This is a genomic window from Vibrio sp. MEBiC08052 (genome assembly GCF_001506075.1).
Lineage (GTDB): Bacteria > Pseudomonadota > Gammaproteobacteria > Enterobacterales > Vibrionaceae > Vibrio.
In genome coordinates, this window is record NZ_KQ947475.1 from 3,396,660 (window position 1) to 3,411,438 (window position 14,779).

Annotated in this window: 13 protein-coding genes; 5 read left to right on the top strand and 8 right to left on the bottom strand. The window is 47.1% G+C overall.

What is annotated here, in order from left to right:
• From VRK_RS21320 to VRK_RS14620, 3 genes are all read right to left on the bottom strand, one after another.
• Positions 1–280: hypothetical protein (locus VRK_RS21320; protein WP_197413118.1), on the bottom strand; the 280-nt coding region annotated here is incomplete at its 3' end.
• On the bottom strand, positions 277–1,029 hold the full coding sequence (locus tag VRK_RS14615) for a DUF4123 domain-containing protein (RefSeq protein ID WP_059122046.1): 753 nt from the start codon (positions 1,027–1,029) through the stop codon (positions 277–279). The genes VRK_RS14615 and VRK_RS21320, both read right to left, overlap by 4 nt.
• Entirely contained in the window at positions 1,017–3,074 is a 2,058-nt protein-coding gene (locus VRK_RS14620; RefSeq protein WP_059122047.1) for a type VI secretion system Vgr family protein, read from the bottom strand. The genes VRK_RS14615 and VRK_RS14620 overlap by 13 nt, the downstream gene beginning before the upstream one ends.
• A 317-nt stretch (positions 3,075–3,391) precedes the next feature.
• Between VRK_RS14620 and VRK_RS14625 the strand changes: the two genes are divergently transcribed.
• Positions 3,392–3,721, top strand: coding sequence for a cysteine-rich CWC family protein (locus VRK_RS14625; protein ID WP_231735781.1), 330 nt, complete (start codon positions 3,392–3,394; stop codon positions 3,719–3,721).
• Positions 3,722–3,743: 22 nt separating this feature from the next.
• On the opposite strand, the gene VRK_RS14630 is transcribed toward VRK_RS14625, so the two are convergent.
• Entirely contained in the window at positions 3,744–4,091 is a 348-nt protein-coding gene (locus tag VRK_RS14630) for a HopJ type III effector protein (RefSeq protein WP_059122048.1), read from the bottom strand.
• Positions 4,092–4,376: 285 nt separating this feature from the next.
• Here VRK_RS14630 and VRK_RS14640 point away from each other — a divergent pair, with 285 nt between their 5' ends.
• Together VRK_RS14640 and VRK_RS14645 are read left to right on the top strand one after the other, a co-directional pair.
• Entirely contained in the window at positions 4,377–6,335 is a 1,959-nt protein-coding gene (locus VRK_RS14640; protein ID WP_059122050.1) for a sensor histidine kinase, read from the top strand.
• Between the two features lie 59 nt (positions 6,336–6,394).
• Positions 6,395–8,344, top strand: coding sequence for a sensor histidine kinase (locus VRK_RS14645; protein WP_059122051.1), 1,950 nt, complete (start codon positions 6,395–6,397; stop codon positions 8,342–8,344).
• A 13-nt stretch (positions 8,345–8,357) separates the two neighbouring features.
• Here the strand turns inward: VRK_RS14645 and VRK_RS14650 are convergent, their stop codons facing one another.
• Entirely contained in the window at positions 8,358–9,917 is a 1,560-nt protein-coding gene (locus tag VRK_RS14650; protein WP_059122052.1) for a DUF3369 domain-containing protein, read from the bottom strand.
• Positions 9,918–10,253: 336 nt separating this feature from the next.
• Positions 10,254–10,769 (bottom strand): nicotinate-nicotinamide nucleotide adenylyltransferase, encoded by a 516-nt coding sequence (locus tag VRK_RS14655; protein ID WP_059122053.1) that lies wholly within the window; start codon positions 10,767–10,769, stop codon positions 10,254–10,256.
• A 172-nt stretch (positions 10,770–10,941) separates the two neighbouring features.
• Between VRK_RS14655 and nadE the strand changes: the two genes are divergently transcribed.
• A complete protein-coding gene (nadE, locus tag VRK_RS14660) occupies positions 10,942–11,772 on the top strand; it encodes an ammonia-dependent NAD(+) synthetase (RefSeq protein WP_059122054.1) in 831 nt (276 codons plus the stop codon).
• A gap of 243 nt (positions 11,773–12,015) precedes the next feature.
• Positions 12,016–13,344, top strand: a complete 1,329-nt coding sequence (locus VRK_RS14665; RefSeq protein ID WP_059122055.1) for an anaerobic C4-dicarboxylate transporter — start codon at positions 12,016–12,018, stop codon at positions 13,342–13,344.
• Between the two features lie 119 nt (positions 13,345–13,463).
• On the opposite strand, the gene VRK_RS14670 is transcribed toward VRK_RS14665, so the two are convergent.
• Together VRK_RS14670 and VRK_RS14675 are read right to left on the bottom strand one after the other, a co-directional pair.
• Positions 13,464–14,177, bottom strand: coding sequence for a carbonic anhydrase (locus VRK_RS14670; protein WP_059122056.1), 714 nt, complete (start codon positions 14,175–14,177; stop codon positions 13,464–13,466).
• Between the two features lie 145 nt (positions 14,178–14,322).
• On the bottom strand, positions 14,323–14,670 hold the full coding sequence (locus VRK_RS14675) for a helix-turn-helix domain-containing protein (protein WP_059122057.1): 348 nt from the start codon (positions 14,668–14,670) through the stop codon (positions 14,323–14,325).
• Between the last annotated feature and the right edge of the window lie 109 nt (positions 14,671–14,779).

A 14,779-nucleotide genomic window follows, 5' to 3' on the forward strand; every position in this document is an offset into this window, starting at 1 on the left:
AAATCGACTGAAACACACTTTGGATTTCGAGATTACCACTGAGCGGACAACTCACCTTGGTCGCATAGTTCGCATCATCTTTCCCCACCGTGGTACTGGCACCATTGACTTTGAGCTGTTTATCCATCGAAAACAGGGAGGGTAAATCTTGCCACTCGCTCACGGTATCCGCACTCTGGAAATACCACTTCTTAGTCATTTGCCGATATTCGGTCAGCAAATCAGGAAAGCTGTTCAACTGCTGATTGATATAATGATAAAATGCCTGTTGTTCACTCATGAGAGCATCCCTAACCGTTGTTGTTCTTGTTCTATCAATTGAATGAAAGCCGCGAGATAACCGTCTTGCTCTCCCTGATAACGCGCGACAAAACGCTCGGTTTTCTGACGTAAAACCGGCTCAGGATAGGCGTCATACAAAGCCTGCTGATACTCACTTAATCCCTGAAGGAGATTATTGACCAATACACCCGGGTCTTCGCTCAACCCTGCCGACACCGCCTCGGGCACCTGCCACCACGGGAAAGGCCGCTCCTGAAAATCGGCTGGCGCAGTGGGGGCCGGGTTCTCCACCCGGGTCAGCGTTTGCTGAGCCGATAAGCGCAGCCAGCATTGAGTCGGCCCCATCAGAGCGATGCGCTGCTCGTCATCGCACAGTGTCGCCACATCCAGCCCGAAGCGCGGGTCGTAGAAGCGGAAAAACACATGCTCGCCGGATGGCAGCCACACATGGGTCAGGCTGCGAAAATGCGCCTGAACGGTGGCAAAATCGGCATGACTGCCGACCAACATGCCCCAGTCCTCACATGACGCCTGTTTAATCCAGTCAAGAAACGGGTGCTCAGGGGTAATCTGCGCGAGATTCGGCATCACTTCGCGCCATTCGGCATACGGCGTGCTCAGCCAGATGCCCTGCGCATCACTGCCGCCATTGAGGTAAAACCAACGCTGCGGCTGGCCGTCACTGGTTTCATTGAGAATGACGTACCAGTTTAAATCCGGGGTCAGTTGCTGGTTTAAATCGCACATGCGCCATCCTTACATTTTTCACACTCTTCACAGAACGGTACCGCAGCTTTCATCGTGGCAATCTGCGCCGGACTCAGGATAGGCGCCGGGTTATCCGGCTTGGTGGTAATTTCATCCGGTAATTGCGCGGCTTGCCCGCCATACGCCACCGCACTACCGGCACTGCCGCCGGCGTTGAGGTTAATCGCCGGGCCGGAAAGATTGACACTGCCGCTGTCGATGCTGATAAAACTGCCCCCGGCGGATAAGGTCAAACCGGAGCCGGCCTCGGCAACGATTTTGGCCCCGCTTTTCAGGGTGATGGCACTGCCGGTCTCAACCGCCGTCAGGCTGCCGATTTGCTGTGCCAGCGAGCCGCCGATATCGTGGGTCTGGTCTTGGGTGATTTTCAGACGCTGCTCACCATCAATGGTGAGATGGTCATTCATCTTGATGTGCTCGTAACGGTCGTTTTCCACCGTTAAATGGCTGTCGTGACGGATGAGCGTGGTGGCGTCGTTTTCAATCAGCGCTTCGGTGTCTTTCTGCGCATGAATATAGACTTTTTCATGGTCGGACTGGTCTTCAAAACTCAGCTCGTTAAACCCTTCGCCCTGATGGGTCTCGGTGCGCAGCACAGTTTTGGTTTTGTGCTCGGGCAACGGGTAAGGCGGCACCTGACTGGCATTGTAGGCCCGCCCGGTCACCAGTGGCTGGTCCGGGTCGCCGTCAAGAAAATCCACAATCACTTCGTGGCCGATGCGCGGCACGGCAACCATACCGTACTGACTGCCCGCCCACTGTTGTGACACCCGCACCCAGCAAGAGCTCAGCTCATCGCCGTTGCTTTCGCGGTCCCACGGGAAATGCAGTTTCACCCGGCCATGCTCGTCACAGTAAATTTCTTCACCGGCCGGGCCGACCACGGTCGCCACCATCGGGCCGTCCACCCGGGGTTTATTCTCCACCGGCGACAACCATAAGTTATCACCGGGAATGGCGGTAAACTGGTTGGCATAGGTGGTAGCCCCGCTGCCGCCGGACTCTTCCAGTGCCTGCGGCTGACTGCCCTGATGGGCAATTTGTACCACCAGCCAGCTCTGATTCATTGCGGCATCAAGGTGGTTGCTGAGGTCAAACCGCACTCCGGCCTGGAGCTGCGCCTGATTACTTTGACCACGGGCGGTATGCGCTTCACGCCGCAGTGCATCAAGGCGGATTTGGCTGAACGCTTTGCCGGTCGCATCATCTTTATAGCGCCCCGGCGCATCGAAGTGCTCGTAAGTGGTGAGCTGGTAATCGAGATTACTGCCTTCAACGCTCTGTTTAAAACTGTAGGTCGGCTTTTTAAAACTGTAGTCCTGCAACCACACCGCGCTGATTTCAGACTGCTTGCGCGCAGTCATCGCAGAGACATACGGCGTGTCAGAAACCCCGCCGGACAGCACGTTATACGGCACCGTCCCGCCGAGCCGGGTAAAGCCCTCAGAATTATCGGTCACCACCAGCGTATGTTTGTCGGTGTCATGGGTGAAGGTGTACATCAGCCCTTCTTCAGCCGCCAGGCGGTGGAAGAAATCTAAATCGGTTTCGCGGTATTGCACGCAGAATTCACGCGGCGGGCTTTCCCGTTTAGTGGAAAAGGCATAGTCGGTGATGTTCATTTCCTGCAGCAGGACAGAGAGAATTTGCGGCACGCTTTTTTGCTGGAAGATGCGGCTGTTGTGGCGCAGCGAGAGCCGCTCGAATGACGGCACCAGCGTCAGAGAATAAAAGGTGTGGTGATGGCCGGTATCGCCACGACTGAAATTGCGGATAATGCCGTGGACCTTTTGTACCACCTTGCCGCTGCGCAGCACTTCGAGCAGTGCCGTGGTATCGACCATTTGCTCAAAGCTCAAATCACTGTTGCGACTGGCGAGTTCGAGATGATAACGATAGCCATAAACCGGTTGCCCGTCGGCGGCCACTGAAGCTGAAACAGATTCAAATCCCTGATAGTCACGCACCACCAATGACGTATCATTGACCCCATTGATCGTGAGCCTGAAACCTAACGTTGCCATGCAGAAAACCTTTGATGTTTTATGTGAGAATGTCGGTGTTTTATTTTAATTCGCGCAGAGAGTGCCTTTTCGCTCAGAAACTGCCTTTTTCACTTCATAAGGAAACCAGTCAACCGAGAATCTGGCTTTACTCAACAACTTGCTATTGTATGCAATTTATTTTATTGAGTTCAGCCTTTATTGGTTCATTTTCATTACCGGGCGCATTTTATTGAATGCATCTCTCAATTCTTCACGCTTCCTCGCGAATGCTCACCCGATTGCAAAATATTGCATCCTCACAGGGCGATCTCTTATAGTGTCTGCCATAGCAAAATATGAGTCAGATCGAAGTGTCAGAAAAAGCAATCAAATCCCCGTGTGTGGCGAGTTGTAAAAATGAAGATGGTCTTTGTTCGGGGTGCTACCGAACCATGGAAGAGATCCGGCAGTGGCGTCATTACACCGATCAGCAAAGAGAACAGATTATGCAGCGGCTGAACGGAATGGAGACCTCTCATACTTGTCCGCAATGTGGCGAGCCGACCTATTGTGGTGTCAGTGTCGGAGAATCAGACTGTTGGTGTTTTCATGTCTCAACCCGAGAGAAAACGGGGGCACCCCACTGTCTGTGTCGTCGTTGTCTTTCCCAACAGCCGCTGCGATAGCCATTCTCGTCTCATACCGGCGTTATGATTTTGCCGCTAATGCATCGCCCTCAAACCGAATCCCTTCCCAACCGGTACGGATAAAGTTACGGATATTCTGATGGTCCTGATTTTCAGGATATTGCAGCACGTCCTGACGATAAAAGTTACCAAAACAAGCCAGCGTTTCTTCAGGACTCAATTGATGTAATTTCGCAAAAGAAAAGATTTTACATGAGCCTTGATTTTCATGTGCCTCATTAACAACGTCTCCGTTGCTAAATCGGGTTGGCGTAAAATCATAGTGCTCGTCAATCACACGCATCACGCCAGAAAAGTCAACTTGCTCTGGAGAAGTGCGGATCATGTCTAGTAATTCATTGAATGTCATATAAATTTTCTCTACTTCTGGTTAGTCGTTTTACACGATGCGGAGTCTAACAAAGATCTCATTGATTGGTCATGAAAATGAGGACATCGGTTCCTTTCAGGCATAGAAAATGATGTTTATCCTCGAGGACTTCTGTGAGTCTTCCCAACAGAATAAGGATTTTTTTAGTAACTATTGAGCAGAAAAACTTAATGTCATCAATAATTAACTTAGACGTGCTCGCTCTGGCAGGAGCTCGTCTCTTTAAAATGGCGAAGATACGGACTGAAGCAGGGCGTTGAACATATGGCATCAAAGACTGAAAAGCCGATACTAGAAGCAGATCATGAGACGGAAGACATGAAGTCGATTCACCCATTGCGGAGCCGCCTGGGACGAAGAATCATTTTTATGTTGGTATTACTCAGTGGGACGATCACTTTTTTGGCGACCTTGGCACAGCTTTATTTCGACTACAGCAAACAATTCAGTAACGTTGATCGACGCCATCAAGAAATCCGGAATATCCACACCCATCTACTAGCTTCATCGCTGTGGAATTTTGACCTCACCATTTTGCAACAAAGAGTCAATGGGCTGATCAATTTGCCTTATATCGATTATTTGGAAATACAGTCTGACAACTATAAAATCAGTGCGGGGAAACCTGTGACTGGCCGAGCCGTCAGTCATCTTTATCCGCTGACATTTCAAGACCCGATCACTGGGAAATCAGAACAAATCGGTACAATTCGCGTTGAATCGGATATTCAGCAAATCTATAATTCGCTGTTGCATGACTTTCTGGTGATTCTGTCAATTAATACCATTAAGACGGCACTGGTCTGTTATCTGATTCTGATTGTGTTTCACCACAGTATCAATCAACGAATTTACGCGATTGTCCGCTACCTGAGGCAATATAATCCCAGACACAGAACTCACCCCCTGCGCGTCTATAACTATCCGGTGATTACGCAAAAAAATGATGAACTATCACTTTTATGTAATGAAACCAATAAGTTAACTAGAAATCTCACAATTTTATATCAGAATATTCGCTTCGAACAGACACGTTTGGCAGATTTTGCCCACGTCTCATCTGACTGGCTGTGGGAAACCGACTCCGCCCTGAGGCTGGTGTATTGCTCAGAGACCATGCTGGAAACACTCAATTTGCAGGAAAACCATCGTTTGCCATTTCATGAAATTGAGCAATTTCAAATGGCCATTCAGTTACAACAATCCTTAAACGGCAAGCAAAACTTTCATCATTGTGAAGTCGCTCTCGACCTGAACGGACATAAAATGTGGTTAATGTTTCAGGCGCAGGCTCGCTATGACAACGAATATAACAATTTCTTAGGTTTTCGTGGCACAGCGCTGAATATTACTGAGCTCAAATCCGTACAAGCTGAGCTAGAGCAACTCAATCAAAGCTTAGAACACACCGTTCAAGAACGAACCCATGATTTGGCGCAGAGCCTCAAACAACTCAAACAGGCGCAGGCGCAATTGATCCAGTCGGAAAAATTGGCCGCACTCGGTGGATTGGTCGCCGGTGTCGCCCATGAGGTCAATACACCATTGGGCATTGCTGTGACAGCAACATCCGTTATTGAGGAAGTGACCGAGGAGTTTGAACGCGCATTTCGCGATCAAACCTTAACGACCACTCAGTTTGTTGAACTGACGGAAAGATTGAAATCGGGCTCAGAATTGCTGCAAAGCAATCTCAATCGGGCATCGAAGCTAATTCGAGATTTCAAACAGACTGCCGTCGATCAGGTTTCTGAAAACCGTAGTAAATTTAATATTCATCAGGTGCTTATGGCATTAATTGCCAGTATGCACCCGGAAACCCGAAAGATTCCGGTATCACCACAACTCGAAGGTGATGAAGAGCTCATGATGACGAGTCTGCCGGGAACACTGACTCAAATTGTCTCGAATTTGATTATGAACAGTGTTGTCCATGCTTTTGAAGGTGAACATCCGCACCCGGAAATTCATATAAAATTCTATGCACAAGACCAGCATATTATTTTTGAATATCAGGATAACGGTATCGGTGTCCCACACGAATTACACGAAAAGATTTTTGAACCGTTCTATACCAGTAAAAGAGGTCATGGTGGTTCAGGGTTGGGGCTAAATTTGGTCTTTAATCTGGTGACTCAGAAACTAAAAGGCCATTTAAAATTTACCTCAGAGCCGGGTCAAGGCGTTCAATATCGCATTCATCTTCCGAAGACATTGGATTAGCAAAAAACATATGTCCCCCCCCCCCAAGATGAACAATTGTCGGCTAGGGTTGCAAGGATATGACAACAGGTAAATACAGCACTGAATTAATTTCCCCGTTGCGGAGCCATCTCGGACGACGCATGATTTTCATTCTGATCCTGCTCAGTAGTGTGTTTACGTTAATTTCCACGGTCACTCAGCTCTATTTCAATTACACACAACATGTGGATCATATTGAAAAGCGCCATATGGAAATTCGAGATGTGCACGCACATATACTGGCTTCATTTATTTGGGACTTTAACCTGACACGATTGCAACAGAGAATGGATCATCTGGTGCTTTTATCCGATATTGATTATTTGGAGGTTCAATCCAGTAATTACCGAATGGCCGTTGGTCAACCGAACACGGCAAAGGTGATCCGCCATGCCTACCCATTGACGATTCGCGAACCGGTGAGTGATGAAACAGAATTAATCGGCACGATTGTTGTTGAATCGAACCTCCAGAGTATCTACAACACTCTGATTCGTGAGTTTTTGACGACATTGGCTATCAATACCCTCAAAACCATACTCGTCTGTTATCTGATCCTCGTTATTTTTCACCGAAGTATCAATCAACGTATTTTTTCGATTGTTCGTTTCCTGCAACACTACAACCCCATGAAACCGGGGAAACCACTTGAAGTCTATCAGACGCCATTTATTACGCAGCACGATGATGAGTTATCGTTGTTGGTCAAAGAGACCAATAAATTAACCCAAAACCTCGTGGCTTTTTACCGGAGCAGCCATTTTGAACGGACGCGTTCGAGACATTTTGCCCACATATCATCTGACTGGCTTTGGGAAACTGACAACGCACTCCAACTGATTTATGCCTCAGAAGACATGTTAAAAGCCTTATGCCTCTCAGAGAGTCATCCCATCCCCTTCGAGCAAATTGAGGCGTTACAACCGGCACAAGATTTACACCGTTATCTCTCTCACAAACAGAGTTTCCACCGGTGTGAAATCACCATCATCTTGGATGGTATCCAACAGTGGTTTGTATTTCAGGCACTGGCTCGCTATAACGACGCGCATGAATTTATCGGATTTCGGGGAACAGCCCTGAATATCTCTGAGCTGAAGTCCGGACAGTTGGCCTTAAAACAGCTCAATCAAGAGCTGGAACATAAAGTTCAGCAACGCACCAGTGAGCTGGCTCAGAATATGGATCAACTCAAGCAAGCTCAGACCCAACTGATTCAGTCAGAAAAATTCACTGCGCTCGGGGGACTGGTTGCCGGCGTTGCGCATGAAGTCAACACACCACTTGGAATTGCAGTAACAGCAACATCGGTCGCTGAAGATGTCAGAAAAACACTGGAAGAGGCTTTTCACAATCAGACACTCACCACTCATCAGTTTACGGAATTAACCCAACGATTAAATTTAAGTGTCGATCTGTTGAAAAGTAATCTCATCAGGGCATCCGAATTAATGCGAAACTTTAAACAGACCGCGGTCGATCAAATATCCGAGAACCAGAGTCAATTTAACATCTATCAGGTCTTGCAGGCCTTAATTGTCAGTATGTATCCCGAGACCAAAAAAGTACCGGTTGACCCAGTGCTGGAAGGTGATAACAGCCTGATGATGAATAGTTTTCCGGGGGGATTGTCTCAGGTAATTGGCAACCTCATCATGAATAGTACACGTCATGCATTCGGAAACGGAAATACGCAGGCACAACCGCAAATTATCATTCGTTTTTATGCAGAGGGAGAATCCGTTGTTCTTGAGTATCTCGACAACGGCATCGGCATTCCCGAGGATTTACATCAAAAAATCTTTGAACCATTCTATACCACTCAAAGAGGACGCGGTGGTTCAGGGCTTGGCCTGAGTTTAGTGTTTAATCTGGTTACCCAACAACTTCAGGGAACATTGCAGTTTTCATCAACTCCCGGGCAAGGTCTGCACTATTGGTTCAAGCTTCCCAAGCAATTAAAGATTAAAAAGGAAGAAACGGTATAATTGCGATTCAGAGTTAATCGGGCAGACTATTACGAATATTGATAAACTCGTCCCAGTTTGCCATGAACAAGTCAACAAGCTGTGGGTCAAATTGTTTACCTCGCTGGGCCGAAATTTCCCGTTTGATCTCGTCATCTGTCCAACTTTCCTTGTAACAACGTTTTGCCCCCAAGGCATCGAAGACATCCGCCAGCGCGGTAATTCTGCCACAAATCGGGATATTTTCTCCAGATAAACCATGAGGATAACCGGTTCCATCCCATCGCTCATGATGGTACTCAGCAATGTTTTTCGCCATAACCATCAACGGACGAGCCGATTTACTCAAAATTTCGACACCATACTCCACATGTTTTTGCATGATGATCCATTCATCCTCGTCCAGTTTGCCATTCTTATGCAAAATGCGATCTGGCACAGCGACTTTACCGACATCATGCAACGGTGCTGCGTGTTTGATCATCTTCACCTGTGTGTCGGTCAAGCCACATAACTGCGCCAACCGTTCACTATACAATGATACCCGCTGCACATGCGCCCCCGTCTCCTTGCTGCGCGCCTCGACAGCATTCGAGAGGTTATATACCAACTCCACAGAGGTTTCCTGCAAATCGACAAACAGGTTGATATTATCAAACGTCATGCATATGTTCTGCATGTATATTTCCAACAACTGTTTATCCAGATCCGATAATTCACCGTTTAAATTGACGTAAAGGAGGTTGGTTACGTCCCGTTCATCGCGGGTATGGAAAACATAAGCATCCCCATAATTTTGGGAGGCACGTTTTTCCAATACTTCCTGACAGCGCTGAGCAACCAAGTCTGGTAGCACACTGAAACTACACTCTTTATAAAAGGAAACATATTTTCCTGTTGCGGCCAGTGTGAGGGCCTGCTCTCCGTCTTCACGGTCATGGGGATAGACGATGCAGTAAAATGCAGAGGCTTCCAGCCCGAGCAGAGAGGTCAGTTGTTTCAATACCGTTGTCGCATACGTTTTCAATGTTCTGGTATTTTGGACCTTGGCTGAGGCTTCAATGACTCTGCTCAACCCCTCCTTTTGTTCTTCAATGAGACACAGATCCCGATATGCTCTCAGCATCGAATAGAGTAAAGTCCGTAGTTTCTGGGTGGTGAGATCCGTTTTTTCTTTGTAGTCATCAATTTCATAATCTTGGATCACCTTCTCTTCCGGTGCCTGACCAGCCTGCCCGGTCCGTAAGACCAAACGGATAATACGATTGCGACAGGTTTCCCGAATGAACCGAACCAAATCCAGCCCGGCATGTTCCGTCTCCATCACGACATCGATCAGTGCCAGTGCAATATCATCTTCTTGTTGAAAGATCTCTTGGGCTTCACTTCCGGAGTAAGCGGAGATCAATTTCAAAGGGCGTTTTTGAAAAACAAAATTACTGAGCGCTAGTTTGGTAATCTGATGCATTTGGGTGTCATCATCCACCAGTAACACTTTCCAAGGCTCTAAACCTTGAACGTTTGCCGATGAATGGCTGTCTTTATTTTCTTCATTATCTGAAGAACTTGAACGCATATCTGCAAATAATTCCATAATCACCTCTTTTTCATCGACCTAATATAGTTTTAGCACACTCCCCATGACTCTTAACGGTTTTATTCTGAGTTATCGGTACGACATCAAAAAAGCATCGGTCTTTCATATGGGTTGTCGTTGTGAATCAAAGTGTTGCGACTCCGGAGTCAATCGTCATTTTAGTCAACAAAGTCATATTTAAGTTGAACGGATTTGAAATCGATGCTGTGCTCGGAAAGCTGGCCGACATGATTTTTGAGTAGTATGGCGCTGAGGATGTCAGAGGAAGGTACACTGAACCGGACACATAGTGTCACTCAGGTATACAGGTACCAACCAATGTCATATAAGGCATTAGTGATAGAGTGATAGTGAATAGATCAATTGAGCAACAGACGGTGTCGTTAATGTATCGATCGCCTTGCCTTGCTGAAGTCCTTGACGGATGTCCGTGCTGCGAATTGGCACTTTCTCCGGACAGGCCATGACATTAAATCGCTTGAGGATATCTTTCGCCCGAAAAAAACGGGCAAACTGGAACAAATTATCCGGCCCCATCACAAACGTCAGTTCATCCTGCGGATAAATTTCCTGCAATGCGGTCAATACCGCATAAGTGGTAATGTGTTTACCCGGGAGATATAGCTGCTCTTCAATTTCAGAACGTTGAATTTTATCACCGCCTAAATCGGATATCAGCGCATCAACCAAGCGACACCGTTGCTCATAAGGGAGCATCTTCTTCCCCCATGCATGGGCGAGACTCGGGACGAGTAAAACTTGATCAAAATGGCTCAGTGAATCAATCACACTTTTATGACCCAAACTTGGTGGGTTAAAAGCGCTGCCAAATACAGCGATTTTCAACATATCCTTCCTTTCTGGCAATTATCCGGTTTTCTAATTCAACGAAATAGGTATGATACTAAAAAGTTGTTATATACCCAAGTGACCTCAAGATATGGGATTCCACGTATCTCCCGATCACGGTGACTTGAGCGTCATACTATCAGTTTATTCTTGTACGAAAAGGAATCTCAAAATGGAACAGCTTATTCGCGAGGAAATGCGCGTCCAACCCACCATCAATCCTGAGTATGAAATTCAGCGTCGTATTGACTTTATCAAACGCAAATTGACTGAATCCGGCTGTAAATCTCTGGTGCTCGGTATCAGCGGCGGGATTGACTCGGCCACTTGTGGTCGCTTGGCGCAGCTGGCAGTGAATCAACTCAATGAAGAACTGCCAAACACTCCGTATCAATTTATCGCGGTCAGACTGCCCTATGGGGAACAGAAAGATGAAGATGAAGCGCAACTCTCTATCGCCTTCATTGAACCCAGCCATGCTGTTTCTGTGAATATTAAAGCCGGTGTTGACGGACTGCACACAGCGTCTCACCAAGCACTGGCAGGAACCGGGTTACTCCCGAAAGACCATGCACAACTGGATTTCGTCAAAGGCAATGTCAAAGCACGTGCCCGGATGATTGCCCAATACGAAATTGCGGGTTACGTGCGGGGCCTTGTGCTCGGCACCGATCACTCAGCAGAAAATATTACCGGTTTTTATACCAAATTTGGTGATGGTGCATGTGACCTCGCCCCTCTGTTCGGATTAAATAAGCGTCAGGTTCGTCAAGTCGCAGCAACACTGGGGGCACCGGATGTGCTGGTCAATAAAATCCCGACGGCTGATTTGGAAGAACTGGCACCGCAAAAAGCGGACGAAGCAGCGCTGAATCTGACCTACGATCAGATTGATGATTTTCTGGAAGGAAAACCAGTCCCTCAGAGTGTCGTTGAGCGATTAGTGGCAATTTATCAGGCCACTCAGCATAAACGTCAACCGATTCCGACGATTTACGACTAATTTTCCCCTATTTTCATATTGTGGAAGATCAATGACCGAGTGATTTTCCACAACCTATTAACACTCTCATCTAATAAAAGACACACCAGATTTGCATTGTAGTCACGTTTTTATTCCATAATGTGAGTTCTCTCCGATCGCGTCACACTTCTGAAAAAACGACGAGTGAACATGATTATCGTCAATATTTTTTTTACCGTATCGATGATGATGAAGTAACGAATTGTTATAGGAGTTTACAATATGTTGTATATGGAGTTTTTGTTCCTATTATTGATGCTGTACATCGGCTCCCGATACGGTGGTATCGGCTTGGGCGTGGTGTCTGGCATTGGTTTGGTGATCGAAGTATTTATCTTCAAAATGCCGCCGACCTCACCGCCCATTACGGTAATGCTCATCATTTTGGCCGTGGTCACCTGTGCATCCATTCTTGAAGCCGCTGGCGGATTGAAGTACATGCTACAGATAGCCGAACGACTGTTACGGAAAAATCCCAAACGCGTTACCCTGATCGCACCATTTGTCACTTATACTATGACCTTTATGCTGGGTACCGGCCATGCGGTATACTCCATTATGCCCATCATCGGTGATGTCGCCTTGAAAAATGGTATCCGGCCAGAACGTCCGATGGCTGCCGCTTCTGTGGCTTCACAGGTGGCGATTACAGCATCTCCGATTTCAGCGGCAGTGGTTTATTATCTGGCTCAGTTAGTCAATGTTCAGGCTAATATCACACTCCTTTCAATTCTGATGGTCACAGTGCCGGCCACACTTTGCGGTACACTCGCGATGTCGTTGTACAGCCTCAAACGCGGGAAAGAACTGCAAGATGATCCCGACTATCAGGCTCGTCTGAAAGATCCGGTCTGGCGAGAAGAGATCCGCAATACAACCGCCACCACGCTGAATGAAACCCTCCCGGCAAAAGCAAGAAACTCAGTCTTACTCTTCATTGGCTCGATTCTCTGTATTGTCTTGATTGCGATGGTGCCGGAAATCAGAACAATCAGCGAAGGGGCGAAGCCTATCAGTATGGCAGTTGTCATCCAGATGATGATGCTCTGCTTCGGCGGGATTATCCTGCTGGTCACTCGGACCAATCCGAAAAATGTCCCTGACGGTGTGGTCTTTAAGTCTGGTATGGTTGCAGCGATAGCGATCTTTGGGATTGCCTGGATGTCAGATACTTATTTCAAATATGCAATGCCACAATTCAAATCCGGAATTGTTGAAATGGTACAATTATATCCTTGGACCTTTGCACTGGCCCTCTTCGTTGTTTCTGTCGTGGTCAATTCTCAAGCGGCAACCGCTCGGATGATGCTGCCCGTCGGTCTGGCGCTCGGTTTAAGCCCTGCCCTGTTGATCGGCCTGATGCCAGCAGTATATGGTTACTTCTTTATCCCGAACTATCCATCGGATATCGCCACCGTCAACTTTGATGTCTCCGGCACGACGAAAATAGGCAAATGGTATTTCAACCACTCGTTTATGTCTGTCGGTCTCATTGCTGTTGTGACTGGTTGTATTGTCGGTTATCTGCTGGCTCAGGTGGTAATTGGCTAGGCTTATCTATCCTCTTATTACAAAAAAAGCCCCTGATACTCAGGGGCTTTTCCGTTATAACGTAGTTCGGCTCAACAGTGAATCTCACCTTGAATGACAAGTGAAATCACAGAACTCGATTATTTCTCATCTAACACCACGCGAGCATTGCGTGCCTGAACGGGGCGATTGTTGTGTCCCATCATTGAGGTCAGCGCATTTTCCTGCTCAGTCGAGAGCGTTTTCGGCTGTTTCATCACAAACCAACGCACACCTTCACTACACGGAGGTGTGGTGAGCGAACCATTGAAACGATAGTATTTCTGAGCCGTCGGCAGTAAATCTTTCACCGGGAAAGAAACCGGTACAGCGTCCCCTTTTCCCGGTAATTTCTGTGTCAACTGAGCCAACTCATGATCGGCAGCTCCGATGTCAAACATCACGGCAACAACAGCCAGATTGCCGTCATTGTCTTGATTGACAAAGTGAGCTTCCAATGGATATTGATGGCTCTTAATCAAATTTTCGGAAGGGGTATGAAAGTGAAATTGCTTCAATTCAAACTGCATGCCATCAACTGTCAGCGTGTTGTTGCCGGTCACGGTTGCCTGTAGCGTATGACCATTGTTGGTCAGAGTCGTCACTTGTCCTTGGTAATCAATCGCCAAAGGCTTCAGCTCAGATGTGACTGTATCCGTCAAATTGATCGGACTCTGGTTTTTTCCGGTCTCACAGACCTTGGAAACATGACCCCAGTGTTCCGGACCATTTTCACCGCTATATCCCCATTCTGAAGCCTGAGTCATTGCGGTGAATAAAGCGCCCACTGATATTGCCAATATAATTTTTTTCATGGTCTCTCCATGTTGTTATACCAATACGATGACTATACCAATACGATGACTATACCAATACGATTGTTATACAACGGGTATGGTTATTTCTTATTGTTGTTAATTATCAAAGATAAGGCCGAAAATGCCTTATCGGGATTTGAGTCTATCTCACCGAACTCCGGTACTCAATCACGACTTGATTGCCATCCACATAAACCGAATCAATGTCACCATCGATAATCACTCGATTGACCAGTTTGACTTGCTGCTGCCCTTCTCGTTGCTGTTTGATCAGGCTGGGCATGAACAGATAGGGATCGACATGGAGATATCGACAGAAAGATTGGACAAATTGTTGCGTCAGCGGCTCACGCCCCCGCAAAATGTTAGACAGTTGGATTTGGGTCAGTCCCAACTGCTTAGCCACTTCCATTTGTGTTAGATGCATCCTCGCTTTTTGCGACATCCAAACATGATAAAGTGCCTCAAGATCGTCTGATGTATATGTCATGAAGGGATCTCCTCTAAGGGCGTTGTCAACCATCAATAATGGTCAACAACGACTGATACGATGAATCCCGACAACATGACAGATGTGTATGAGTAATGTGTCAACCAAT